Below are 24,892 nucleotides of genomic sequence, written 5' to 3'. Positions count from 1 at the left end.
CCCCCAGGCTCTCACAGATCCGGACGTGAGCGTCTCCACTCATCCGGCTCCTACCGTCCAGCCGTTGCCCGATACAGCAATCGCCAATGTGCAAACAGCGCTGGCTCCCGACGCCTTACGTCCTGGACCGAGTACCGCGCACGCCGACGATGGCGTCTCAGGCGGCGATATTTCGACATCGCCCAGCGTGCCAGGCGCAGATCGAGATGCATCAATGCTCGGGAAAGTACCGATTTGTGGTAACGACCATAGTAGTTGATCCACCCACGAAGGATCGGGTTGAACATCTTGGCCAGGTCGTTAATGCGTTTGTCGATACGACAGTCCAGCTGCCAGTCCCGCATTGTCTGACGGATGGCTTTCGTGGCTTGGTTGCTGATACCCGGACTGAAGTTGACGATGGTCTTGCCCCATCGGTTCATTGCCAGTCTCGGTGTAGCCGAGAAAGTCGCAGGCGATCGGCTGGCCGGTGCCAGTGACCGAGCCCACGACGGCAGTGACGTTCAAGCTTCCGCCCAGTTTGGTCGACGCGATTCGAGCGCGGGCGGCGGCGGAAGGGACGACGATCAGCGCCATGGTGGGTCGGGCGCTTCGGGCGTTTCTCGGCGAAGCCGACGGCCATGGCTGAGCGGCGGGAGAGCGATGTTCGCAGCGTCCTTCTCGAGCCCGTCTTTGACCGCCTGCTGCCAGCCAAGTTGGCACAGGTCTACGGGATCCTGGTTGCGGAGCGGGTTCGCATCGTCGGCGCGGGTCCACGGGTAAGGGAGGGAAGCGATGGGGTGCGCAGCGATCTATGCCCGGGTGTCCTCCGATCAGCAGAAGGAGGACAACACGATTGCCAGCCAGACGGCGGCGCTGGTCGCGTTCGCCCGCGAGCAAGGGTTCAGCGTGCCCGATGAATGGATCATCGAAGACGCGGGGTTCAGCGGTGCCAGCCTGCTGCGGCCGGGGCTGGAGAGATTGCGCGACCTGGCGGCCGAGGGCCACATCCAGGCTGTCTTGATCCATTCCCCGGATCGGTTGAGCAGAAAATATGCTTATCAGGTTCTCTTGACGGAGGAGTTTGCTCGTCACGGTGTCGAGACCGTCTTCATCAAAGCGCCGCATTCCGGCACCCCGGAAGACCAGCTCATGCTGCAGTTCCAAGGCATGATCGCCGAGTACGAACGGGCCCAAATTCTCGAACGCTCGCGGCGCGGCAAGCGCCACCGGGCCAGGGCCGGCGAAGTCTCCGTGCTGTGTGGGGCGCCCTACGGCTATCGGTATATTCGTAAGACGAATGACGCGCCGGCGCGCTATGAGGTCGATGCAGTCGAGGCGGAAGTGGTGCGACTGGTGTTCGACAACTATACGGTCGGCGGCCTGAGCATTGGCGCCCTCGCTCGCCTTCTCAACGAGATGGGACTACTGACGCGCCGGCGCGTCACCCGCTGGGAACGGTCGGTGGTGTGGGGGATGTTACGCAATCCCGCCTACAAGGGAACGGCCTGCTTCGGCAAGACACAGGTCGCACCGCGGCAGAAGGTGACGAAGCCGTTCCGCTTGTCGGGCCGGGCGGGCTTCAGCGAGAATACCAGCCAGCACGAGCGGCCGCGCGAGGAATGGATCGAAGTGCCCGTTCCCGCCATCGTGACGGAAGAAACTTTCGCGTTGGCGGCCGAACGCCTGACCGACAACAAGCGCTTCGCCCCGCGCCGGACCATCGAACCGAGCATCGTGCAGGGGCTGGTGTCCTGCCGCAAATGCGGCTACGCGCTATCACGCACATCGACCCGTACGTCGGCGCGCAAAATCCACTACTACCGCTGCCTCGGGGCGGATAGCTGGCGCCATCTCGGCGGATCTGTATGCGACAGCCGGCCGATCCGTCAGGACCTGCTCGATGAAGTGGTGTGGCGGGAGGTGATGCGCTTGATCGAGGACCCCACGCTGATCCGCGCCGAGCTCGACCGGCGCCTTGACGCGGCCCGTGCGGCTGAGCCGACGAAACGGCGGCAAGAGGCCCTCGAACGGGAACTCGTGCGCGTCAGCAAGAGCATGGAACGGCTGGTGACCGCCTACCAGGAGGATCTCCTGTCGCTGGAGGAACTGCGCCGTCGCATGCCGGAGCTGCGTGCCCGCGAGCAGACCATGCGCACCGAATTGCAGGCGATCCGCGATCAGGCCGCCGATCGCATGACATTCCTGCGTCTCGCCGAGACGCTGACCGCCTTCCTCCAGAAATTACGGGCATCGGCGCAATCGCTGGACGTCAGCGACCGACAGAGGATTGTCCGCTTGCTGGTCAAGGACGTCTTGGTCGACGACGATACCGTCATCATCCGCCACTCGCTCCCGATGCAGACGACGATACCGCCGCCCGGAAAAGCGTCATCGCCTTCCAACGGGAAATCGCCATCGGCTGACAAAAGTTACCTTTTGCGTTCAGGGAGTGATAACTGAGCCCTGTGGCGTCCCCCTCTCCCGAGGTTCCAAGGTGCCGTTTTCCAGTTGCACGGGGGCTGTCAGCCACCGTTCAATGTATAACAACCCCCACGTGCAGTCGGGGTGCTTTCGCACCGCCCGTAGCAGCAGGTCGTGTGGAATGGTGTCGAAGAAGGCCTGAATGTCGAGATCGAGAACCCAGTCATGGCGCCAGCATCTCTGCCTTGCCATGCCTACGGCATCAAGTGCCGACTTTTCCGGCCTGTACCCATAGGAATCGGCGTGGAAATGTCTTTCCAATTCCGGTTCCAGGTATGCCTTCACCACCCCTTGTGCAATGCGATCTGAGACCGTTGGAATGCCCAACGGCCTTGTACCACCTTGCCGCTTTTTGATCGCGACCCGTTTGACTGGCGACGGAAAGTAGCTGCCCGACGACAATCGGTGCCAGAGCATGAACAGGTTGTTCTTCACATCCCGGTCAAAATCTTCGATCGACTGATCATCGACCCCGGCTGCCCCCAGGTTCGCCTTTACCCGTTGATAAGCCTCCCAAACAACACGTTTGGGAATCCTCGGATCCTCATGGTGCTTCCACTTGGATGTCTCCCTTCGCATCGGGGCGACAGGTTCCCACGTTCCACACAAGAGCCTGAAGCAAGGTCACGCCGCCTTCATGCCGGACGCCATCTATGCACCTTTCGACACGTCGTCAGCGGTTCGCTTACGCTCGTCTCCTTGCATATCACCTGACGGGATCAAGTCCCGCCTTTTCCTCAACGCTCACCACCATCGCTCTTTACGACAGCAGCTTGCGGTGGTTTGAAACCCGCTCCTGCAAGCCGGTTTCGAGGGGCCATCCCTCATCTCCTGTGCAGCATAGCTGCTATGGAAGGGCCTAAATCATAGCTCCTCCTTCGCGCCTTCGTGGCGCACCCTCGTCTAGGTGCCACACATCGTTCCGGCTGGGCTTCTTGCGGTGAAGGCGACGCGCGTAGTCGGGCCCGAATTTGTTTCCCCAATGGCGGATCGTTTCATAGGAGACGACAATGCCGCGCTCCAGCAGCATTTCCTCGACCAAGCGCAGGCTCAGCGGAAACCGAAAGTAGAGCCACACCGCATGGGCGATGATCTGAGGTGGGAAACGATGGCGCTTGTAGCTGATCGGCGAGGTGTTCATGCAAGTGTGTCTATCGCGAGGCTCTTCATAAGCCGTTACCGTGACATCGCCCCTGCCATTCCTGAAGGTTCCAGCTTCCGCCGTACCCGCACGACGCCGAACGTCTCAGCGGCCGATAGCGCGTGACCGTCTCGAGCCCGAGTTGTCGCCGAGCTGTCAACAAAAAAGCCGCTCTAACTCCGCCCTTTATACGACCCACAATCGTGAACTTTGTCCACCAAAACTTTAATCATCTTCCGTAAACTCGCAATGAAAATGCAAACTCTTTTTTATATATCTTCCCTTGCTGATAACGCAAATCCGGTGTTTATTCCATCTATGAGGTACTATAGGACATACTATGAGGTACTATCGGACATAAATGAAGAGAAAATCGCGACTGTACTTGTGAAAGGAATTCTAGTGTCTATCGTAGAGGCTGTAAGCGACGCTCATTTCCGCAACGTCGAACGCATCGGATTCATTGGTACCGGCAGCATGGGGCGACCGATGATCGCCAAGCTCCTGCAAGCCGGCTATCAAGTGGACGTCTACGACATCGATCCTGCGGCTGCGAGAGACGTGCGGGAAAAGGGAGCACGGTGGCATGACGCACCGCGAGACGCGGCCCGCAATTGCGAAATTGTCATCACCTGTCTGCCGCTGCCAAGCGACGTCTTTGACAACATGACGGGCGAGCAAGGCGCTCTAGCCGGAATGGCACCGGCGAGCGTGTGGATCGATACGTCCACCACCGACTACCACAACACGATCGAGATCGCCCGCCTGGCCGCAGCAATTGGTGTGGATTCACTAGAAGCGCCCGTGAGCAACTTGTCCCACATGGGGGTCGATTTCGCCAATGTCAGCTTCTTCGTCGGCGGGCCACCGGAGGCCTATGTGCGTTGCGAGACGGTGTTGCAAATCATGGGAGCCGTCTCCTTCCATGTCGGAGACATCGGTCAGGGCCAATCAGTCAAATTACTAACGAACCTGCTCTTTTACACTGCGGCCGTTGCGAGCGGCCACGCGCTCTGCCGAAGCGTGCGAGATGGCGTTCCAGCGCAGCAGGCGTGGCGCAAGTTTGTCGCCTCGTCCGCAAACTCCGTTGCAACCGAGCAGTTCGTCCCGTTTCTCCTGGATGGCAGCTACGATCGCTCTTGCACTCTGGAGATCGCGGTGAAGGATATGGGCTTGACAGTCCAGCTGGCCGACGAACTCGGCGTGGGATTGCCGATCGGGCGCGCAGTCGAAAGGCGCTATAGCGAGGCGGGACGGAAGTTCGGCCGATACGACAGCCATCTGCGGGTCGTCGAGCTGGCGGAGGTGGTCTTCGGCGTTCGACTGCAAGTGCCGGGCTATCGCGCGCCATCCAAGTACGGTGCCGACCCCGCGCATCCGCCAGACCAAGAATTCCTGACCGATCCCATCGGACGGATCAAACCGAAGCGTGAGCATGTGTTTCCGCTCGACGACGTCCCGCTCAATGACATCCAGATACGCTTGCTCAAGTCGCTGGTCGGCGAGGTCACCCACGTCAATCGCCTGATCCTTGACGAGGCGTTTGATCTTGGGCGCGGCATGGGCCTGAGCGATGCCCTGATCTACGACGTTATCACCTGGAGCGTAGGCGCCTCTGCATGGTCGGATAGCCATGCTGAGCAATACGCCAACGGGCAGCTTGTAGATCTAGACAGTGCCACTGCGCCGCCGCTGACGACCGTGCCGCATCTCATCTGCCCCTACACGGAGGAACTGTGATGAATACCCTCGACCAACGGACCGCACTTGAGGAAGCCGCACGAAAGCGCATCAAGGATTCCCATGCCCTCGACGGCGACGTTGGTCGCTTGGCCAACTTCTATCGCGATTGGGCGAGTTCCTATGAAGTGGATGTTGTCCGCGACGGATATTGCGGGCCGACGGTGGTTGCGGAACTCGCGGGCGCCGTGCAGACAGCGTATTTTGCCAATGAGCGAGCAGCTGCCGCGATCCTGGACGCTGGCTGCGGAACGGGCCTCGTCGGTGTTCAGCTTGAACGCCTCGGCTTCCGGTTGATCGAAGGGCTCGACCTCTCCGAGGAGATGGCCGAAAAGGCCCGGCAGACCGGCGTCTACCAGCATGTTCGAGCGGGTGTCGATCTTAACGGGCCGCTCTTCGAATACTCCAGCGGGAGCTATGACATCACCGTCTGCTGCGGCGTCTTAACGCTAGGGCATGTTCGACCGGACGCACTGCGCGAACTGGCCCGCGTCACGCGCCCCAACGGATTTATCATCGCAAGCACCCGCAAGAGCTATGCGGGGACCACATCCTTTGAAGCTGAGGTACGGTCTCTGCAGGATGCGGGCATCCTGGTGCCGGCACAGTGTCTAAACGACGGCAAATACCTCGCCGAGGAGGGGGCGCATTACTGGGTTCTCCAAGTGACGGATAAAGCCAACGCACCCACGGAGCAGCAGCTATGACCACACTACCGCAAATCTCACTGGCGAAACTGTCATCCGATGCATCGCGGCACGAAGAGCGCGAGCGCCTACGTGTGGTCTGCGAGGAGTACGGGTTCTTTTACCTTGTCGAGCACGGAATCCCGAAGGAACAGATCGCACAAGCCATCGACGCTTCCAGCCGGTTCTTCGGATTGCCTCAGTCGACTAAGGAACGCTACGGTCACGCCTCGCAAGAGGTGTACCCCACTTCCGCCCGTGGATACAGTCCGTTGTACGGCGAGGTGCTGCATCCCGAGACCGGCCCCGATCCGAAGGAAATGTTCGACCTCGGAATCGACAACGAAGCCGACCGGCGTCCGTTTGCTGGTTGCACACGCCTTCCGGACGACGCGTTGGCTCCTGGTTTCGCTCGAAGCCTGCTTGCTTTGCAAGCTACCGTGGTCAACGAGGTTGTGCCGCAACTCGGGAACGCGCTGGCCAACCTGCTCGATATGGAGGAGGGCTGGTTCCAACGCCATTTCAGCCCGCCGACGGTGCTGCAGCGCGTGATCCGGTATCCATCTAGCGGCGGCATGGCCGGAAAGCATACCGACAATGGCTTCTTCACGCTGCTGCTGCAAGAGGAACTCCCCACGCGCTCCTTGCAGGTGTGGTTCGGGGGGCGCTGGGTGCCGGCGCCGAGCCTGCCCGACAGTCTCGTAGTCAATCTGGGCGACATGTTTCAAGCCTTGAGCGATGACCGATTCAAGAGCACGCCCCATCAGGTCGTGCACACTGGTCCGGCCGAACGAATTTCCCTTCCCTTTTTTATCTATCCCAACATCGACGCCCGCCTGACTTCCCGGCAAGGAAAGCAAACCTTCAGCGTCGCGGAAGTGATGTTGCGCAACTTCGACTCGATCTGGGAAACCGGGAATGGCGCCGGACGGGCGCGAGAGTTGCAGTAGGTTGTTCGGCTTTGTCATGCTGCGCATATATGGTGACGGCGTTGTCACCTTAACTTGATGGGGAGCGCGAAGTCGAAGTGGGTCGATTTCAGGCGGCTACAGTCGCTGCTTTCCACTTGGCTATGGCGGTAAGTCGGTGGAGATGTATCTGGAAGGCGGAGTGTTGGTGGTGGGACGGAACGAAGTGGTTTCGGAGACCTGAGAAGATCGACACGAACCGTTGCAGGCCTCTTGATGATCGAAAGCCCTGCATGGCGTTCTCACGCTTTCGCAGTGGCACATGTGAATTCTCGGCGCGGTTGTTCAGGCCTTTGTGCGATCGATGCTCGACGTTCGGCATAACCTGACGCCGCGCCGCGCCATAGGAGCGTAGCTTGTCGGTGATCATCCGCTTCGGCGCGAAGCACTGCTTCTTCAGAAGCCGGGTCAGCAATCGCTTGGCTGCCTTGGTGTTGCGGCGGGCCTGAAGGCGTTGGAATGTTTTCGCGCGGCCAAGATTTGAGGAACGTGGCATCCTATGAAAATCGTTCGCATCTCGTTGTATCAGGTCGACCTTCCACTGACGAAACCGTACTGGCTTTCCGGTGGACGTCTCAAATTTGAGACTCTCGACAGCACGTTCGTCAAGATCGAGGCGGATGAAGGATTGTTCGGCTGGGGAGAAGGCTGTCCTTGGGGAAACACCTATTTGCCCGCGCACGGCCCTGGAATCCGAGCCGGTATCGCCACGCTTGCGCCCTCCTTATTGGGACAGGATCCCTGCGCTCTTAATGCCATCAATCAAACGATGGACGTAGCGCTGCCAGGACATCTATACGTCAAATCGGCCGTGGATATGGCCTGCTGGGATACCCTCGGAAAAGCCAGCGGCTTGCCTCTTTGGCGCTTGATGGGGGCTGACAGGGCTGATCCGGTGGCTGTGAATTCATCAATTTCCACCGGGTCGAATGAAGAGATGATTGCCCTTATTCGTGAGGCTTACGCGGAAGGTTATAGAACACACTCGGCCAAGGTCGGCGGGAGCATTCCCGTCGTTGACATATCGCGGATTGAGGCGATTGAAGCGGCGTTGCGACCCGATGAAACTGTCACTTACGATGTCAATCGCGCCTGGCTGCCCGCCGTGGCAGTGCAGGTCCTCAACAATGTCTCGTTGCGCGGCTGGGTCGAGCAACCATGCGAGACGCTCTCGCAATGTGCGCAGGTGGCTCAAAGAGTAAAACAGCCCATCATGCTCGACGAGTGCCTCCACACGTTCCAAGATCATCTCGATGCATGGAAGCTCGGCGCCTGCGAGGGCGTGAAGGTGAAACCAAATAGAGTCGGCGGCTTGACAAAGGCAAAGCAAATTAGGGACTTTGGCGTGTCCGTCGGGTGGCAGATGCATTTGGAAGATCTCGGTGGATCCGCGCTGGCGGACACCGCCGCCATCCATCTGGCTTCCTCCACTCCAAAAGAGAATCGGTTGGCGAGTTGGCTCTGCCACCATCACCTCGCTGTCGACCCGGTTCCCGGACAGGGGGCCAGAAATATTGACGGTTTTGCCACCCCACCTTCCGCACCCGGCCTCGGGGTGACACCGGACGGCGGGATTCTCGGCGATCCCGTGTCCGTCTTCACATAGGCATGAGGGGCGTTGTCACCTTAACTTGATGAGGAGCGCGAAGTCGAAGTGGGTCGATTTCAGGCGGCTGCAGTCGCTGCTTTCCACTCAGCTATGGCGGTAAGTCGGTGGAGATGTATCTGGAAGGCGGACGGAACGAAGTGGTTTCGGAGACCTGAGAAGATCGACACGAACCGTTGCAGGCCTCTTGATGATCGAAAGCCCTGCATGATGTTCTCACGTCAGTCCGCATTCAGCAAACCGTCGCTCAAGATCCGCTTGCTGTCCCTCATCTCCTGTGCAGCATAGCTGCTATGGAAGGGCCTAAATCATAGCTCCTCCTTCGCGCCTTCGTGGCGCACCCTCGTCTAGGTGCCACACATCGTTCCGGCTGGGCTTCTTGCGGTGAAGGCGACGCGCGTAGTCGGGCCCGAATTTGTTTCCCCAATGGCGGATCGTTTCATAGGAGACGACAATGCCGCGCTCCAGCAGCATTTCCTCGACCAAGCGCAGGCTCAGCGGAAACCGAAAGTAGAGCCACACCGCATGGGCGATGATCTGAGGTGGGAAACGATGGCGCTTGTAGCTGATCGGCGAGGTGTTCATGCAAGTGTGTCTATCGCGAGGCTCCTCATAAGCCGGTACCGTGACATCGCCCTCGGATGCAGTCGCTGTTGGGACGCAGCCATTGGAACGCGGATCGGCTCCGAGACGCGGTTCGCGATTAGTGGTGGAAGCGTTGGGGCCATGAGGATTGTGTCCTGATCGTCGAGGAGACGGGATTTGTTAAATCGTTCCGCCGGTGTCGCGCGCTTGCCGTGGCCGTTACCACTCGCTGCGACGGCTGTATCGCAAGCCATGTTGAAGCGGCGATCGCCCACGGCGCGACCAAGGAAGAGCTGGCCGAAGCCTTGGGTGTTGCGATCGCGCTCAATGCTGGCGCCGCGCTTGTCTACTCAGCCAGGACCCTTGATGCGTTCGAACAGATGTCAGCTTGAGGCAAGACACGCCCGGTCTAAGCTCGTGGGGCCAGTGACTTGTCAACCGGAGGCTGCGACGCAGCTTCCGGAGTTCAGGGCGTAGGCATTCCGCGACCCGGTTTCCGCCGAATTGGAGCTTGCCGACGGGACAGACTTTTCGGATGATCCGAACGGACAAGAGATGAGCTGAACGAACATGAAGTTGGTAACCATCCTAATCGGCGAAGGATTCCCGCTTCTCTCGCTTTCGCTCGTCACCGAACCATTGAGGTTGGCGAATCGGGAAAGCCATCGACCAGTCTTCCGCTGGCGCATCCTGAGCATAGACGGAACGACGCCGAGGTCGTCTTCGGGCCATGCGCTGGAGATCCAAGGCGGACTCGATGAGCAGGCGACTGACGCCGTGATCCTGCTGGCTTCCTACGCCCCGGACCGTATGAAGACCGATGCGGTGTTGAGCTGGCTGAGGCGCCGGGCGCGGTCTGGATGCCTCATGGGCTGCGTCGATACCGGAGCTCTCATCTTCGCCGAAGCGGGCCTTCTCGACAGGCGGCCTGCCGCCGCACACCACGAGGCGATCGTCGGATTCCGTGAAAGCCGTGGTGAAGCCTTCTTCGCCGATCGTCTGTTCGATCTCGACAATGATCGCTGTTCAAGCGCCGGTGGAGTCGTAACGATCGACATGACGCTGGCCATGATCGCCCATTACGAAAACAAACGGCTGGCACGGCGCGTCGCCGAAATCCTGAATTATCGACCTCTGGAATCGGAACGGGCGGATGGATCCTTCGGGTTTGACTGGTCGATACCTCGCCTCGACCGGGCGCTCGCGAAAGCTATCGACATGATGCTCGCGAACATGGAATCGCCGCTTCCGATCAAGGAGATCGCCAACCGCCTCGAGGCCAAGGAATGGAAGCTCCGTCGGCTGTTCCAGCGGCACCTTAGGCAATCGCCGCAAGCGTACTACGTTGAACTACGCCTGGATCGTGCTCGCAATCTGTTGCGGAATTCACGCGAGCGGGTGGGCAACATCGCCCTGATGTGCGGGTTCCCGGCAAGCGAAAGCCTGAGCCGTGCCTATCGAAAACGGTTCAAGGTGGCTCCGAGCCTCGACAGATCGCTCTACGAGCAGCCGGAGAGGACCGGTGACCTTTCGCTCGAAAAACATTGAGGTCCGTATGGTCGAGGGTTTCGAGGCGAGTGAATCAAGCCCCGCGAGACAGACGTCGCACAAGCAGCGCACAGCTGGTGTGACAGCGACATTTCCTCGAGCAGAAAGGTCTCATCGAGAGAGAAAGAAGGCACGCCTCGGTAGCGGTGATGGCTTCGGTGTGGACCAAGCCTATTTGGCAGTCCGAACGCGTGCGCCAGCCAGTTCGACAAGACCATATCGGGAGTTCGACGAGGCCCCCCCTGGAACTGAGGGAATGGCCTGAGGGCGGTCGCATCCGGGCGGCGCGAAATGAATCGGCGAATGCAAGTCCGGGCCTTCCGGTCGCCAGCCTCAACAATTCTCACCAGTTCGGCGATGAGCGACAGCGGGCGAAGCAGAAAGCCTTCGCCACTTACGCTGGTACCTACTTCATGTTCACGCGGGTCATTTTTTTGTTTGTTGGGATCATCCGCGGAGCCGAGCGGAACACTATACTCCACGCAAGCTTCTTCTCCACGGAAACCAGATGACACAGCCCCTCGATGCCCTCTTTCGCCCCAAGTCCGTGGCGTTCATCGGGGGCAGAAATCTCAATCCCGCATTGAAGTACCACAGCGACCTCGGCTTCTCCGGGGACACCTGGGTGGTGAATCCCAAATACGAGACTTTGCAAGGATTTCCGTGCTTCCCCTGGATCGAGGCGCTTCCGCAGGCGCCGGATCTGGCTTTCATCGCAATCCGTCGCGAAGCCGCGCTGGAAGCGGTCGGATCACTCCGTATCAAAGGCTGCAGAGCAATCGTTTGCAATGCTGCCGGATTCGCCGAGACGGGGGCTGACGGCGGCAACCTGCAGGCGGAACTCGTCGCCGCGGCTGGCGACATGGCCATGCTCGGCCCCAACGCCGTCGGACTGGTCAACTTCGTCGATCCGATGGCCGCGATGATGGACCAGTTCGGGGTTCACTCGGTCGAGAAGGGCGTCGCCGTCGTCAGCCAGGGCGGTGGCCTTCTATGCGACGCGGTATTCTCCGATCGAGGTCTGCCGATCACGCATCTTGTCGGTGGCGGCAATCAGGCGGTGACCGGCATGGAAGCCTGCGTTGACTACCTGCTCGACGATCCGCGCGTCACCGCCGTCGGCTTGTCCTTCGAAAGCCTTCGGGATGTGTCGGTCCTCCGCAAGGCTGCGGCGAAGGCGCTCAAGCTCCGAAAGCCAATCGTCGCCATCAAGTTCGGCAAGACAACTGCAGGCGCGCAGGCGGCAGCTTCCCATACCGCGTCGATGACCGGCGCAGGGGCTGCCTGGGAGGCCTTCTTCGACAGGCTGGGCATCATCTCCACAAACTCGGAATCCGAGTTCTTCGAGACGCTGAAGCTCTTCCATTCGGGGCAGGTGCCCAAGGGACGCAAGGTTCTCGTGACGGCCGTGTCCGGCGTGCTGGGCGTGATGCTCGCCGACCACCTCAGCGCCGCAGGATTCGAGCTTCCTCAGCCGACCGGGGACCGGGTCGCCCGCCTGCGGGAAGTCCTTCCCTTGATGGCAACGCCTGGCAATCCGCAGGATGTCACCATGGGCGCCTGGAACGACAAGGACCGTCAGACGGCCATCTACTCGGCGCTGCTCGACGAAGGCTACGACGCCGCCCTGATGGTGCAGAACTATCCCCGCGAAGGCATGTGGGACATCAGCGAATACGCCGCGCAGGTCGAAGCGCTCGGCGCGGCCTGCCGAGGCCGCGACATCGCCGCCATGCAGCTGGCACCCATGATCGACTGCTTCCCGGCCCACGCCCGGGATCACACCCAGAGCCTCGGCCTTGCCGCCATGCAGGGCCTGGAGGAGTGCATGCGTGCGATGTCGCACGGTATCTGGTGGCGCGAACGCCGCGAAGAGCTGAATGCCGCAGGGCTAGAGCAGCTGACCGTGGCCCCGTCGATCGTTCCTGAAGTCGGCACCTATCAAGACGAGGCATCAGCCAAGTCGTTGCTGGCAGGGGCTGGAGTGCGGGTTCCCAAGTCGAGAGTGTCCAATCCCGAGAAGGCCCACGAAGTCGCCGCCGAAATCGACTTCCCGGTCGTTCTCAAAGCTCTCGACTCCCGCCTCCTTCATAAGACCGAGGTCGGTGCGGTTCGCATCGGCTTGTCCTCGGCCCAGGACGTGCGGGACGCGGTCGAGAAGATGCGATCAGACATGGGCCGCCTCGCACCGAACATTCCGTTGAACCTCGTCCTCGTAGAGGCGATGGCGGCGAACACCGTTGCCGAGGTCTTGGCTTCCGTGACCTATGATCCGTCCGTCGGTCCCGTCATGATGATCGCCGGCGGCGGAGTGGAAGCCGAGCTCTGGAACGACAGCACTTTGGTCGCTGCGCCTTTCCGACGGGAAGAACTCTCGCGTGCCCTAGACCGCCTGAAGGTGGCCGAGCGCCTCAAGGGATGGCGGGGCCGTCCCGCAGGCGACCGCGAGGCGCTACTCGACATGCTGGAGGCCTTAGGCCACTTCGCGATCGCCGAAGGCGCGGAGGAAATCGAAATCAACCCGATCCTGGTCGGCCAACAAGGCGCGCTTGCCGTGGACGCGGTCTTGAAGCTTGCACACCGCAAGAAGTGTGTCGCCTAACACGAAAGGGAAGTCCGTGCAGGGTATCACGCCTGAAACCACCGATTACAAGCACCTGGTCTACGAGGTGGACTCCGAGCACGTCTGCTGGCTGACGCTGAACAGGCCGGAGAAGCTGAATGCGATGAACCTCAGGCTTATCGCCGAACTACAGGCAGGCCTTCTGCGCGCCGACCGCGACGACAATGTCAACGTTATCGTCATCCGCGGCAACGGCCGGGGATTTTGCGCCGGACACGATCTTGATGAAGACGCCGCGGAAGACCGCACGTCGATCTACGAATACCGCGCCCACTACATCCATCAGTTCGAGGAGTTCACCACTCCCTGGACCGTCACCAAGCCGGTCATAGCCTCGATCCACAAGTTCGCAATCGGCAAGGGGTTCGAGCTCTCCCTGTTCTGCGACGTCTCGATCGTCACCTCGGACACCCGAATGGGCTACAACGAGGTCCGCTATGGCGTGTCCGGGCACTGCATGTTCCTGCCTTGGGTGGTGAACATGAAGACCGCCAAGGACCTTCTCCTGACGGGCCGGGAGCTGACCGCCGCCCAGGCGAAGGAAATGGGCCTGGTCACCGAGGTGGTCGAGCCGGACAAGCTCGCGGAAGCGACCCGCCGCAAGGCCACCTTGATGGCACGCCTGCCGCGCGAGATGCAGCGGATGCACAAGATGTACCTGAACCGCGTCTACGAGATGCAAGGCCTTCGCGCTGCGACCGACTACTACCTTGAGCAGGTCGCTATCATGGGCGCGCAGCCTGTCCCGGAATACGCCGAGTTCAGCCGCATGACTGCCGAGAAGGGACTGCGGGCCGCGCTCGATCACGCCAATGCTCGTTACGAAGGCTTGGACTGATGGACTTCTCGCTGACCGAAGAGCAGGAGATGCTCTCCAAAACGGTCCGTAATTTCTGCGAAACCGAACTCATCCCCCACGAGGCGTTGCTGGAGCGGACGAGTGAACTGCCGCACGAACTGGAACTCGACATCCGCCGCAAGGCGATGGCACTCGGACTTCACGCCTGCAATATGCCAGAAAGCGTGGGCGGAGCCGGACTGGACTGCGTGTCCTTCACACTCGTCGAGAAAGGGCTGTCACGGGCATCCCTGGCCCTGGCCGAGTGCGTTCGTCGGCCAAACAACATCCTCGCGGCGTGCCAAGGAGAGCAGATCGCCCACTTCCTCGAACCCGTGATGCGGGGCGAGAAGCGGGAATGCATCGCCATGACGGAGCCGGACGCGGGCTCCGATCTCAAGGGCATGAAGACCCGCGCCGTCAAGGACGGCAGCGACTGGATCATCAACGGGACGAAGCACTTCATCTCGAATGCCCAGAACTCGGATTTCGTGATCCTGTTCGCGGCGGCTGGGGAGGAAGAGGCGTCAAGCGGTCCCCGCAAGCGCATCTCGTGCTTCCTCGTGGACCTCGACACTCCAGGTCTCGAAGTCGCGAGGGGCTACGACCACATGGGGCACCGCGGCTACTACAACAACATCCTGAACTTCGACAGCGTCCGCGTCGGCGACTGGCAGATGGTCGGCGGCGAAGGCGAGGGTTTCAAGGTGGTGAGTGACTGGCTCGGGCCGGGCCGCCTGACGGTAGCGGCGGTCTGCGTTGCCCGTGCGGAACGTGCTTTCGAGGTCGCTGTCGACTTCGCTGCCCAGCGAAAACAGTTCGGGCAGCCAATCGGCAAGTTCCAGGGAATCAGCTTCCCACTCGCCGACATGGCGACCGACATCCGCATCGGCGACCTTCTGCTGATGAACACCGCGTGGAAGGTGGATCAGAACGCGCCGACGATCGCCGAGGACTGCGCCATGGCGAAGGTCTGGTGCTCCGAGATGCTCGGGCGCGTGGCCGATCAGGCCATCCAGACCTGCGGCGGCATGGGCGTGATGGCCGACCTGCCGCTCGAACGTATCTACCGTGACGCTCGCGTCGAGCGCATCTGGGAGGGGACCTCCGAGATACAGCGTCACATCATAAGCCGACAGCTCATGCGTGCGAGAGGAGCGTGAACATGACAGCGAACAAGATGACGGCCGTGCACCTCGTCGGTCACGGCGGCCTCGACAAGCTGGTCGTTCGCAACGACGTTGCCGTTTGCCAGTCTGGTCCCGGCGAAGTTCTCGTCAACGTGACTGCCGCTGGCATGAACAACACGGACATCAACACGCGCACCGGCTGGTACAACAAGCAGGTCAGTTCGGGCACCACGGCGGAAGGCGGCAAGAGCGGTTTCGGTGTGGCCGAGAAGGGCATGGGTGACTGGGAGGGCGGGCTCACATTCCCGCGCATCCAGGGCGCCGACGCCGTCGGCTACATCGTGGCGGTCGGCGAGGGCGTGGACGCGAGCCGGATTGGTGAACGTGTCGTCTGCGATCCCTACATCCGCGATCCGGAAGATGTCGAAGGATTCGACAGCGCGGGCTTCTTGGGGTCCGAGCACGATGGCGCGTTCGCCCAGTTCACCACCGTCCCGTCCGTGAATGCCGTCTCGATCCCGAAGGATTTTCCGCTTTCAGATGCGGCTCTTGCGACCCTTCCATGCTCGGGCGGCACGGCCATGAACATGCTCTCGATGGCAGGCGCGAAGGCAGGCGATCTTGCGCTCGTCACAGGCGCCTCCGGCGGCGTCGGCACGTTCCTGGTGCAGATCCTGAAGGCTCTCGGCGCGACCGCCATTGCGGTCGCTGGCAAGTCGAAGATAGCGGACGTCTCCAAACTGGGCGCCGATCACGTGATCGACCGCGAGATACCGGACCTCGTCTCCGCGGTGCTGGAGATCACGGGCGGCAGGAACCTTAGCCTCGTGGCAGACGTGGTCGGCGGCGACCAGTTCCCCGATCTCCTGAAGCTGCTGCGCCGTGGCGGCCGCTACGTGACGGCAGGGGCCATCGGCGGCCCGAAGGTCGATCTCGACCTGCGGACGCTCTATCTCAAGAACTTGTCCCTGTTCGGCTCCACGGTCTACCTGCGCGACACGTTCCCGCAGCTCATCGACCTGGTCGTCTCCGGTCGGATCAAACCGTTCAGCACGAAGTCCTGGGCGCTGGATCAGATCCACGCCGCTCAGTCGGAGTTCTTCGAGAAGAAGCACGTCGGCAGCCTCGTCCTCCTGCCTCCCAAAGTGGAGGCGTAAAGATGAAGATCAGCGGGCTCGCGGCCTACCGAGTTGTCCTCGACAAATGGGGCGTCGAAACCCGTTACACCCACGCCCTCAAGATCTCGATCCCGCTCGAAACCACTGTGCTGCGCATCGACACGGACGAAGGGCTCGTCGGCTGGGGCGAGACGATGACCCCGCCTAGCTACTACCTGCCGACGTCGCCGCAGACGGCACGCGCGGGTCTGCACCTCATCGCCCCGGTCCTTCTGGGCGCTGACCCACGCAACCACCGCGCACGGATGGAGGAGATCGGTTTCGCGATGCGCGGACCCAAGCCGACGAAGTCGGTCATCGACATGGCTCTCTGGGACCTGGTCGGAAAGGCGAGGGGTCTGCCGCTTGTCGACCTCTGGGGCGGCAGGGTCGTCGAGGACATGCCTGTCCTGTGCCTCGTCAGTACGGGCACGCCGGACAAGCAGCTTGCCGAGATCGCGGACTTCCGCGCGCAGGGCTACAAGCTCTTCCAGATTAAGATCGGCGACCGTTCGCCTTCGGAGGAAATCGCCCGCATCCGAACTTGCCAGGGCGACATGCGCGAAGGCGAGCGCTGCTGGTTCGACGCCAACCGCGCGTGGACCATCGACCAGGCCATGCGCATCATGCCGCTATGCCGCGACATCGCGCCTCTCTTCGAGCAGCCCTGCGAATCCTACGACGAGTGCCTGACGGTCGCCCGTCACACGGGCATGGGGCTCATGCTCGACGAAGCCATCGAGGACCAGCCGAGCTTCATCCGGGCCGCCCGTGACGGCATCATCAATGTCGCAGTCCTCAAGATGGGTTCGACGGGTGGTATCTCGCAGCACCGCCATCTGACCGAGCTTGGCCTACGGCTCGGCATCCCCATGCGCATCGAGGACTTCTACGGCACGGGCCTGACTCTGGCCGCCGTCGCCCATCTCGCTCAGGGCCTGACGGAGGCGGCATGCTTCGGCCTGTACGATTACCACCTGCCGGAAGCACCGGTGGTGAAGAACCCCTTCCGGGTCGTGGACGGTCGCGTCAATGTTCCCAACGACTGCGGTCCGGGCCTTGGCGTGGACGTCGACTTGGACGTCCTTGGAGACCCGATCATGGAGTGGCGTGCGTGAGTTCCCCGGTTAAGACAGAAAGACGCGGCCGCGTACTCGAGATCGTTCTCGACCGGCCGAAGGCGAACGCCATCAACGCCGCGACGTCGAAGGAGCTGGGCGAGGCGTTCCGCACGCTCAACGAAGACGACAGCCTGTCGGTCGCTATCATCACAGGCGGCGGCGACAGGTTCTTTTCTGCGGGCTGGGACCTCAAGGCGGCCGCCGAGGGCGAAGCGCCGGACGCCGATCAGGGCATCGGCGGGTTCGCTGGCCTCACGGAGTACTGGGGCCTGAACAAGCCCGTAATCGCGGCGGTGAACGGGCTGGCACTCGGCGGCGGGTTCGAGCTTGCCCTGGCCGCCGACCTGATCGTCGCGGCCCCGCATGCGAAGTTCGGCCTCACCGAAGCGGCCATCGGTCTCATTGCCGATGCTGGCGGCGTGATCCGTCTTCCGCGCCGCCTTCCACGGCCCATAGCAATGGAGATGCTGTTCACCGGAAGGCAAGTCAGCGCGCACATGCTGGAGAGCTGGGGTCTCGTGAATGAGGTCGTACCCGGCGGCCAGCTAATGTCGGCCGCGCGCGAGCTTGCCGATCGGATCGCCGCATCGGCGCCTCTCTCGTTGCAGGCGATCAAGGAAATCGACCGGGCGACCGAAGGGCACGGCGAACGGGAAGCCTACCGGATCTTGCGCGAGGCTGATCTGCCCGTGTACCGACGTGTCTATACGAGCGAGGACGCAGCCGAAGGGCTGGCAGCTCTATCGGAGAAGCGCGCACCCAACTGGAAAGGACGCTGACAATGGCGGAAGTCTATGATGCCCCGTTGCCTTGGACAGGCGATATCGAATCGCCGCTCACGCTGTTCCGGGCGAAAGTCCGGCAAGAGTGGATCGACGTCTTCCAGCACGTGAATGTCGCGCACTACCTGACCATGGGTGACCATGCGAACTGGGCTTTCTGGAACTGGCTGAACGGTCCTGACAGCGCGATGGAAGCGCGCGATGGCCATGAGTACGTCATCGTCGAAAACCACGTCCACTACATCAACGAGCTGGCGTTGGGCACGCCGATCCATGTCACCACGCAGCTCATCGGCGTGGACAAAAAACGCTTCGTCCTCTTCCACCACATCTGGAAGTCGGAGACGAACGAGCTGGCAGCCACGAACGAGGTGAAGTGTCTCGGGTTCAACCTGACGGAGCGGCGGCCGGAGAGCTGGCGGCCTGTCGTCGCGAAGAGGCTCGAACAGATCCTGCAGTCCCAGACCGGACAGGAAGTTCCCGCCGTCGCCGGACAGGGCATCGCCCTGAAGAAGAGGTGATCCAATGCGCATCGATAGGATAACGCTCTACTCTGTGCCGATCGACGTCGGCATGGAGCTCACGCGGTATGTGTCGAGCCAGTCGATCAACCCGGCACTCGACGTCCTCGTGGTGAAGATCGGAACCGATGACGGTCTCGTCGGCTGGGGCGAAGTTTCCTCCGCGCCCCCTTACTATCTGCCGGAACTCTCGGCAGGCGCCCGCGAGGGCATCCGCCATGTCTCGCCAGTCGTGCTAGGACGCGATCCGCGACAGGTCGCGGCCATACTACAGGACATATCCGCTGCGCTCAGAGGGCATGGCAACGCGAAAACCGCCCTGGAGATGGGGCTGTGGGATCTCGCGGCGAAGGCACATGGCCTGCCGCTCATCGACCTGTGGGGCGGACGTGTATCGGATTGCTTGCCGGTGCTTGCCGTGGTCCGCATCGGAACGCGCGACCAGACGCTTGCCGCCTTCGACAGGGAGCGAAAGAAGGGATACTCGCGATTCCAGATCAAAGTCGGGGCAGGCGAGATACATGAGGATATCGAGACCATCCGGATGGTCGAAGAGATAGCGCTTCCTCATGAGCGCCTCTGGTACGACCCAAACCGCGGCTGGCTCGTCGATGACGCAATCCGCGTGATCAAGGAGCTGCGCGAACTCTCGCCGATGATCGAGAATCCCTGCGATACCTACGAGGAGTGCCGGACCGTTGCCCAGCGCACCGGTGTACGGATCATGCTCGATGAGGTGCTCGACAGTCCGCGGCGCTTCCTCGAGGCGGTCGAGAACCAGGTTCTTGACGTCGCCTCGCTGAAGACCTCGTGCATCGGCGGCATCGAGGCCACCCGGCAGGCGATGTCGCTTGCCAGAATCCTTGGCGTGCCTGTCCGGATTGAGGACTACTATGGGTCGGGAATCCTGCTCGCCGCGGTGACGCACCTGGCACACACGCTGCCACCCAATCTCGTCTTCGGCCTGTATGACTACGTCAGCGACGACCTTCCCCTCGTGAAGAACCCGTTTCGTGTCATCAACGGAGAAATCCGGCTTCCCGACGACTGCGGACCGGGGCTTGGCGTCGAAGTGAACGAGGCGATCCTTGGCGATCCCGTCGCGGTCCTGGGGCCAGCCTGACCGCGAGGCATCACGGGATGGTTGTCGGGCGGGGATCATCCGGCAGCCGTCCAATCCGATTCCGGGAAGTCATTCATGGTCGTGCTAGCCAGCCCCGCAGAAGTCCGACGTGAGGTCGTGACCGGCCCGCTGTACACAGCCGTGATAATCACCTTCCAGCGGCTTGGGGAGCAGCCCGGGGGAGACAGGCTGAAAGGCCTACCTGGTCAACTTCGCCATCGGCTCGCGTTCGCATGCACATGTACAAGGTCGATTAAATCCTGATCGCCGTTTCGGGCAGGGGCGTAGTAGCCTATGCGTCCGGCGAGCGTGTCATGGAGGCGGGAGACGTCGCCATGATCCCGCGGGCATCTACACTGGCACGGGGCGCCGGGCGAGTATTCCTTCTCGCACATCACCATCTCCAAGGTCGGTGAAGAGATCATGATCGTGGCTGGAGACGCTCGCGGATGAAGACAGCTCTGACAAGCATCAAGGTAATCGACATCTCCGTCAACGCGCCTGGACCGTTCGCGTCGATGGTGCTCGCGGACATGGGAGCGGAAGTCATTTCGGTCGTGAACCCGGTGCAGGCGAAGCCAGAATATGCGGGAGCCGCCGACGACCCGATGCTCGCCGGACGCGGAGGTCCGAATGACGCGTTGGCCAGGGGCAAGTCGCGGCTTCCGCTGAACCTGAAGTCGGAAGAGGGTCGCGCTGACCTCCTGCAGCTCGTCCGGACTGCGGACGTCTTCATCAGCGAGATGCGTCCAGGAAAGCTTGAGGCGCTCGGCCTTGGATGGGAAGTTCTCGGCTCGGAGAACCCGCGGCTTGTACTGTGCGAGATCACGGGCTACGGCAGTAAGGCACCGCACGCGGCGCGGGCAGGCCACGACATCAATTACCTCGCGCTGTCCGGCGTGCTCTCCTTGATCCGGGACGGGCAGGGCAAGCCGGTCGCCCCCCAGAACATCATCGGCGACTACGCGGCAGGCGGTACCCTTGCCGTGTCCGCGATCCTGGCCGCACTGCTCGAACGTGGGCGTACGGACAAGGGACAGCGCATCTGCCTCTCGATGACGGACGGCGTCAGGTATCTCCTGTCCGACATCTCGGCGGCGACCGTTCTGGGCGGGCACCCGGAGGAATCCTGGCGCGGATCCTTGAGCGGCGGGATGCCGACCTACGACACCTACGCTACCTCGGACGGCGGCTGGGTTGCGGCCGGCGCGCTGGAGCCTAAGTTCATCGCGGAGATCGGGCGGAAGCTCGGCTGGCCCGAACTGAGCGGACTGATGGAGCGCAAGGAAGGCTGGCCGGAGGCAAGGAAAGGCCTGACCGAGCGCTTCAAGGCCCGCTCGCTGGACGATTGGAGCAGCGTCTTCGCCGATAGCGACGCTTGCGTGACCCCGGTCCTTTCGCTGGCGGAGGCCCACCCTGGCGGTATGCCAGAGCTGGTTGACGTGGTGGGGCAGCGCGCGAGGTCGCAGGACGCGACCGAATGATCCCGATTTACTGTCCCAGCGACGCGCTCTCGATTGCTTCAGGAGCCTCCTGCGTTTCATCGCTTCGGTCACCCCGTGAGACCGGTAATTTTTCTGGGGTTGAGCACGGATTGTTAGGCCCGAGCAGTTCATCACCATCGCTTTGTTCGGAGAAGCAACGATGGCGGTGGAGTGGACAATTACAATCGAGGGAAAGAGCGAGTTCGGCGACGTTTGTCGTCGGGAGGTCCGGGTCGACAAGAGCTGGGAGCGCCTGTTCGACGGCGATATCGGCCTGTCGATCGACGATGGAAAGAAAATCATGGCGGCGCTGCAGAGCGAGGTCGTAAACCAGGAGGTGAATGCCTATGCTCTGTTTCGGCGGGTTTGCCCGGACTGCCACACGTTCCGGCCGGTCAAAGACTATACGGCGCGCCGGATCCGAACTGTGTTCGGCACTGTGGAGGTGCGCAATCCCCGCTTGTTGATGGCTTTTCAAAAGCGCGTCTAAACGACGACAAGCGTTTGGTGCTTGTGGACGGAACAAAAAGGCGGCCTTTGCAGGCCGCCGAGTGTGGAGGATGTGTGCTTTAGCAGGCTGTTGAAAAAGCCTCTCGCGGCCGGATTGGGATCGTGATTCACTGTCACCGAAGGAACTCGGAGACTGAATCGTGCGCGGTGGCGACAATCGAACTGGCGAACTGTTCAGCTATGTGGACCTCGAGGCGCGGGTTCGGCGGGATCATCCGCTTCGGACGATCCGTGCGATCGTGAACGAGGCACTGTCGGCGCTGGAGCGAGAATTCGCGGCGCTGTATTCGCCGATCGGGCGACCATCGATCCCGCCGGAGAAGTTGCTTCGGGCTATGCTGCTACAGGCGTTCTATTCGATCCGTTCGGAGCGTCTGCTGATGGAGCGGCTGGAATACGATCTTCTATTCCGCTGGTTCGTCGGCATCGGTGTTGACGACGCGGCGTGGGACCATTCGGTGTTCTCGAAGAACCGCGACCGGCTGCTCGAAGGCGATATCGCGGCGAAGTTTCTGAACGCGGTCTTGGCACGGCCCAAGGTGAAGAAGCTTCTCTCCACGGATCACTTCTCAGTCGATGGCACGCTGATCGAGGCTTGGGCCTCGATCAAGAGCTTCAAGCCGAAAGACTGCCCGGATGAGCCGCCGTCGGGTGGCGGCGGGCGCAATGAGGAGGCGGACTTCCACGGCCAGAAGCGGTCGAACGAGACGCATGCCTCGACGACCGATCCCGATGCGAGGCTCTACCGCAAGGGCAAAGGCAAGGAAGCCAAGCTCAGCTTCATGGGGCATGGGTTGATGGAGAACCGCCATGGTTTGCTGGTCGATGCCTGCCTGACGCCGGCTGACGGGCATGCCGAACGGGTGGCGGCGCTGCACATGATCGAGCCGCATGCCGACCGGCCGCGAGCAATCACGCTCGGTGGCGACAAGGGCTATGATGCGCAGGACTTCATCAACGAACTGCGCTCGATGAAGGTGACCCCGCACGTGGCGCAAAACACGAACGGGCGCCGTTCCTCTATCGATCGCCGCACGACCCGGCACGGCGGCTACGCCGTCAGCCAGCGCATCCGCAAACGGATCGAAGAGGCGTTCGGCTGGATAAAGGTCGTCGCAGGTCAGCAGAAGACGAAGTACCGTGGCCGAGATCGCGTCGGATGGGCCTTCATCTTCGCTGCAGCCGCCTACAATCTGGTGCGGTTGCCAAAGCTGCTGGCGGCGCCGACATGACCGCGCCTGCTGGCTGCCAATTGATCGGCCGCTGGCGCATCGTCGAGGCCGATCTGTGGGATCGCGGCTATCTCAACCTCGGCGGACCCGCCACGATCACCATCAGGGCCGACAATAGTGGTGAGATCGCCTTTGGCGCTCTGCAAGCCGGCCTCGATCTGAGCTACAGCCCCTCGACGGTCTGCTTCACGTGGGCCGGCTTCGACGAAATGGACGAAGCCACAGGTGATGGCTCCGCCGAACTGCTCGACGACGGCTCCATCGAGATCGCATTCGCCTATCACAATGGCGATGAGGCCATCCTCAAAGCCAAGCGCGACACTTCTTCAACAGCCTGTTAGAGCGAGGACGGGGCTTTTTCGATATCGCTGTGATCGGTCGGTGTTCGTTGCTGCTCCTGGATAAGTTCCTGGAGTTTGACGCCGTAGTGAGACCAGATGCTATCGGCGAGATCGTTGAGGAGCTCGAAGACAGCGAGCGCCTGTTCGGGTGTCCATTCGGGATTGATGAGGAAGTGGATACCACGACTGAGGCCGGACGGTTGAGGATCTGGTTTCATGCTGCGGGCACCTTTTCGCCGGAGGAGCGGCTGGTGCGTTTTTCGCGCTGTGCCTTTGATCGCTCGGCCGCTTCCTTGAAGCGGTAGGAATCGCCTTCGATGGAGATCACCTCGGATCGGTGCATGAGGCGGTCGACGAGGCTGACGACGCAGGCGGCATTGGGAAAGACCTCCGACCAATCAGCGAAGGGTCTGTTGGTGGTGATGATGGTTGAGCGTTTTTCGTAGCGCCGGCTGATGAGTTCGAACAGCAGGTCCGCATGACGGTTCGAGTAGGACAGATACCCGACCTCGTCGATCGCAAGAACGTCGGCGGCGGCGTAGTGGTGAAGGCGTCGGCGCAAGGCTGCGTCGCTGTCGAGGGCGGCGAGTTCGCCGAGCATCTCGCTGGCGGTTCGGAAGACGACGGTGTGACCGCAGATGAGCGCCTGGTGAGCGACATTGCGAGCAAGTGTCGATTTCCCGACGCCGTTGGGGCCGATAAAGACGATGTTGGCGGCATCGTTCATGAAGGACAGGGTCATCAGATCCTCGACGGCGGCGCGGTCGATGCGGCGAGGCCAGTGCCAGTCATAATCGGACAGTTGCTTGAAGTGGCCGAGCCTGGCGGCACGCGTGCGTCGCCGCATCGAACGGTCGGAGCGCTCCTCTTCTTCCCATTGAAGGACGGCGGCCAGCCAGTCCGCGTCAGCGATTTCGTCCCAATGGGTGATCAGGCCATTGAGGCGCAACGCCTTGGCCCGGTTGAGCAGGATGTCGGGATTATTCATCATCTTTGCCTCCAAGGGTCAGTTGGTCGTAGCTGTCGAGGCGATGCGGCCGTACCGTCGTATCCTTGCGCCGCACGTGTTCGGGCAGGCTCGTTTCGACCGGCGGCGGAGCACCGCGGGCGACCCGGCGGCGTTCCAGTGCGTCGCGAACCGACCTCGAATGGGAGGCGCCGGCATGCAAAGCTTCCTCGACGGCGGCCTGCAGTTCCTGCGCGCCGTACAGGTCAAGCAGTTTCAGCAACGCGTTTGTGATCGCACCGATATTGGAGCCACGCTCGGCGGCCCGGATCATCAGGGTCTGGCAG

At 61.7% G+C, this 24,892-nt stretch carries 24 protein-coding genes and 7 pseudogenes; 21 read left to right on the top strand and 10 right to left on the bottom strand.

The window, feature by feature from the left end; genetic code table 11:
* Nucleotides 1-50: 50 nt before the first annotated feature.
* Complete coding sequence (locus CGZ66_RS41645; RefSeq protein ID WP_425352258.1) at nt 51-344, bottom strand: group II intron maturase-specific domain-containing protein; 294 nt, start codon at nt 342-344, stop codon at nt 51-53.
* Nucleotides 301-576, bottom strand: coding sequence for a hypothetical protein (locus tag CGZ66_RS40585; protein ID WP_245330986.1), 276 nt, complete (start codon nt 574-576; stop codon nt 301-303). Before CGZ66_RS40585 ends, CGZ66_RS41645 begins: the two co-directional genes overlap by 44 nt.
* On the opposite strand from CGZ66_RS40585, the gene CGZ66_RS41640 reads away from it, so the two are divergent.
* Nucleotides 533-628 (top strand): hypothetical protein, encoded by a 96-nt coding sequence (locus CGZ66_RS41640; protein ID WP_425352257.1) that lies wholly within the window; start codon nt 533-535, stop codon nt 626-628. The two genes, CGZ66_RS40585 and CGZ66_RS41640, sit on opposite strands and share 44 nt — an antisense overlap.
* A 146-nt stretch (nt 629-774) precedes the next feature.
* On the top strand, nt 775-2,442 hold the full coding sequence (locus tag CGZ66_RS03250; RefSeq protein WP_095081544.1) for a recombinase family protein: 1,668 nt from the start codon (nt 775-777) through the stop codon (nt 2,440-2,442).
* On the opposite strand, the pseudogene CGZ66_RS03245 reads toward CGZ66_RS03250, so the two are convergent.
* Nucleotides 2,428-3,042, bottom strand: a pseudogene (locus CGZ66_RS03245) (reverse transcriptase domain-containing protein); the annotation flags it as partial. The gene CGZ66_RS03250 and the pseudogene CGZ66_RS03245 overlap by 15 nt on opposite strands.
* A 319-nt stretch (nt 3,043-3,361) precedes the next feature.
* Nucleotides 3,362-3,604: pseudogene (locus CGZ66_RS03240) on the bottom strand (IS6 family transposase); the annotation flags it as partial.
* A 387-nt stretch (nt 3,605-3,991) separates the two neighbouring features.
* On the opposite strand from CGZ66_RS03240, the gene CGZ66_RS03235 reads away from it, so the two are divergent.
* Genes CGZ66_RS03235 through CGZ66_RS03225 form a run of 3 tightly spaced genes read left to right on the top strand, consistent with a single transcriptional unit; the run spans nt 3,992 to nt 6,980 of the window.
* Complete coding sequence (locus CGZ66_RS03235) at nt 3,992-5,344, top strand: NAD(P)-dependent oxidoreductase (RefSeq protein WP_342586837.1); 1,353 nt, start codon at nt 3,992-3,994, stop codon at nt 5,342-5,344.
* Nucleotides 5,344-6,051, top strand: a complete 708-nt coding sequence (locus CGZ66_RS03230) for a class I SAM-dependent DNA methyltransferase (protein WP_095081533.1) — start codon at nt 5,344-5,346, stop codon at nt 6,049-6,051. The genes CGZ66_RS03235 and CGZ66_RS03230 overlap by 1 nt, the downstream gene beginning before the upstream one ends.
* The gene (locus CGZ66_RS03225) at nt 6,048-6,980 is read left to right on the top strand and encodes a 2-oxoglutarate and iron-dependent oxygenase domain-containing protein (RefSeq protein WP_095081531.1); all 933 of its coding nucleotides are present in this window, start codon (nt 6,048-6,050) and stop codon (nt 6,978-6,980) included. Before CGZ66_RS03230 ends, CGZ66_RS03225 begins: the two co-directional genes overlap by 4 nt.
* A gap of 88 nt (nt 6,981-7,068) precedes the next feature.
* Here CGZ66_RS03225 and CGZ66_RS03220 read toward each other — a convergent pair.
* Nucleotides 7,069-7,449, bottom strand: a pseudogene (locus tag CGZ66_RS03220) (DDE-type integrase/transposase/recombinase); the annotation flags it as partial.
* 48 nt (nt 7,450-7,497) lie between these two features.
* Here CGZ66_RS03220 and CGZ66_RS03215 point away from each other — a divergent pair.
* Complete coding sequence (locus CGZ66_RS03215; protein WP_095081530.1) at nt 7,498-8,604, top strand: mandelate racemase/muconate lactonizing enzyme family protein; 1,107 nt, start codon at nt 7,498-7,500, stop codon at nt 8,602-8,604.
* 59 nt (nt 8,605-8,663) lie between these two features.
* On the opposite strand, the pseudogene CGZ66_RS40580 reads toward CGZ66_RS03215, so the two are convergent.
* Both CGZ66_RS40580 and CGZ66_RS03205 read right to left on the bottom strand, forming a co-directional pair.
* Nucleotides 8,664-8,825 (bottom strand): annotated as a pseudogene (locus CGZ66_RS40580) (IS6 family transposase); the annotation flags it as partial.
* Nucleotides 8,826-8,946: 121 nt separating this feature from the next.
* Nucleotides 8,947-9,189, bottom strand: a pseudogene (locus CGZ66_RS03205) (IS6 family transposase); the annotation flags it as partial.
* A 53-nt stretch (nt 9,190-9,242) separates the two neighbouring features.
* Here CGZ66_RS03205 and CGZ66_RS41635 point away from each other — a divergent pair.
* From CGZ66_RS41635 to CGZ66_RS03130, 15 genes and pseudogenes are all read left to right on the top strand, one after another.
* A pseudogene (locus CGZ66_RS41635) lies at nt 9,243-9,401 on the top strand (transposase); the annotation flags it as partial.
* Nucleotides 9,381-9,581 (top strand): annotated as a pseudogene (locus tag CGZ66_RS03200) (carboxymuconolactone decarboxylase family protein); the annotation flags it as partial. The pseudogenes CGZ66_RS41635 and CGZ66_RS03200, both read left to right, overlap by 21 nt.
* Before the next feature lie 178 nt (nt 9,582-9,759).
* Nucleotides 9,760-10,737, top strand: a complete 978-nt coding sequence (locus tag CGZ66_RS03195) for a GlxA family transcriptional regulator (RefSeq protein ID WP_095081528.1) — start codon at nt 9,760-9,762, stop codon at nt 10,735-10,737.
* A gap of 508 nt (nt 10,738-11,245) precedes the next feature.
* Nucleotides 11,246-13,339 carry an acetate--CoA ligase family protein gene (locus CGZ66_RS03185; protein ID WP_095081524.1) on the top strand — a complete coding sequence of 698 codons (2,094 nt, stop codon included), beginning with the start codon at nt 11,246-11,248 and terminating at the stop codon, nt 13,337-13,339.
* A 16-nt stretch (nt 13,340-13,355) separates the two neighbouring features.
* On the top strand, nt 13,356-14,198 hold the full coding sequence (locus tag CGZ66_RS03180; RefSeq protein ID WP_167391970.1) for an enoyl-CoA hydratase/isomerase family protein: 843 nt from the start codon (nt 13,356-13,358) through the stop codon (nt 14,196-14,198).
* Nucleotides 14,198-15,361, top strand: coding sequence for an acyl-CoA dehydrogenase family protein (locus CGZ66_RS03175; protein ID WP_095081521.1), 1,164 nt, complete (start codon nt 14,198-14,200; stop codon nt 15,359-15,361). The genes CGZ66_RS03180 and CGZ66_RS03175 overlap by 1 nt, the downstream gene beginning before the upstream one ends.
* A 17-nt stretch (nt 15,362-15,378) precedes the next feature.
* Nucleotides 15,379-16,485: a zinc-binding dehydrogenase gene (locus CGZ66_RS03170; RefSeq protein WP_095081704.1), complete on the top strand. Its 1,107-nt coding sequence runs from the start codon at nt 15,379-15,381 to the stop codon at nt 16,483-16,485.
* Between the two features lie 2 nt (nt 16,486-16,487).
* Complete coding sequence (locus CGZ66_RS03165) at nt 16,488-17,603, top strand: mandelate racemase/muconate lactonizing enzyme family protein (protein WP_095081519.1); 1,116 nt, start codon at nt 16,488-16,490, stop codon at nt 17,601-17,603.
* Entirely contained in the window at nt 17,591-18,385 is a 795-nt protein-coding gene (locus CGZ66_RS03160) for an enoyl-CoA hydratase-related protein (RefSeq protein WP_342586836.1), read from the top strand. The genes CGZ66_RS03165 and CGZ66_RS03160 overlap by 13 nt, the downstream gene beginning before the upstream one ends.
* A 2-nt stretch (nt 18,386-18,387) precedes the next feature.
* Nucleotides 18,388-18,909, top strand: coding sequence for an acyl-CoA thioesterase (locus CGZ66_RS03155; protein WP_095081515.1), 522 nt, complete (start codon nt 18,388-18,390; stop codon nt 18,907-18,909).
* Nucleotides 18,910-18,913: 4 nt separating this feature from the next.
* A complete protein-coding gene (locus CGZ66_RS03150) occupies nt 18,914-20,032 on the top strand; it encodes a mandelate racemase/muconate lactonizing enzyme family protein (protein WP_095081513.1) in 1,119 nt (372 codons plus the stop codon).
* Nucleotides 20,033-20,481: 449 nt separating this feature from the next.
* Nucleotides 20,482-21,516: a CaiB/BaiF CoA transferase family protein gene (locus tag CGZ66_RS03145; RefSeq protein WP_095081508.1), complete on the top strand. Its 1,035-nt coding sequence runs from the start codon at nt 20,482-20,484 to the stop codon at nt 21,514-21,516.
* A gap of 160 nt (nt 21,517-21,676) precedes the next feature.
* The gene (locus CGZ66_RS03140; RefSeq protein WP_095081506.1) at nt 21,677-22,006 is read left to right on the top strand and encodes a hypothetical protein; all 330 of its coding nucleotides are present in this window, start codon (nt 21,677-21,679) and stop codon (nt 22,004-22,006) included.
* A gap of 160 nt (nt 22,007-22,166) precedes the next feature.
* Complete coding sequence (locus CGZ66_RS03135; protein ID WP_095081504.1) at nt 22,167-23,258, top strand: IS5 family transposase; 1,092 nt, start codon at nt 22,167-22,169, stop codon at nt 23,256-23,258.
* The gene (locus CGZ66_RS03130; RefSeq protein WP_095081501.1) at nt 23,255-23,599 is read left to right on the top strand and encodes a hypothetical protein; all 345 of its coding nucleotides are present in this window, start codon (nt 23,255-23,257) and stop codon (nt 23,597-23,599) included. Before CGZ66_RS03135 ends, CGZ66_RS03130 begins: the two co-directional genes overlap by 4 nt.
* Here the strand turns inward: CGZ66_RS03130 and CGZ66_RS03125 are convergent.
* From CGZ66_RS03125 to CGZ66_RS03115, 3 genes are all read right to left on the bottom strand, one after another.
* Entirely contained in the window at nt 23,596-23,817 is a 222-nt protein-coding gene (locus CGZ66_RS03125) for a hypothetical protein (RefSeq protein ID WP_095081500.1), read from the bottom strand. The genes CGZ66_RS03130 and CGZ66_RS03125 overlap by 4 nt on opposite strands.
* Nucleotides 23,814-24,590 carry an IS21-like element helper ATPase IstB gene (gene istB / locus CGZ66_RS03120; protein WP_206073656.1) on the bottom strand — a complete coding sequence of 259 codons (777 nt, stop codon included), beginning with the start codon at nt 24,588-24,590 and terminating at the stop codon, nt 23,814-23,816. Before istB ends, CGZ66_RS03125 begins: the two co-directional genes overlap by 4 nt.
* A partial coding sequence (locus tag CGZ66_RS03115; protein WP_206073655.1) for a hypothetical protein occupies nt 24,580-24,892 on the bottom strand: 313 nt, incomplete at its 5' end. The genes CGZ66_RS03115 and istB, both read right to left, overlap by 11 nt.

The organism is Mesorhizobium sophorae, from assembly GCF_002270415.1.
Taxonomy (GTDB): Bacteria; Pseudomonadota; Alphaproteobacteria; order Rhizobiales; family Rhizobiaceae; genus Mesorhizobium; species Mesorhizobium sophorae.
The sequence above is the reverse complement of the archived record's forward strand: the minus strand, read 5'-3'. Positions and strand labels throughout refer to the sequence as shown.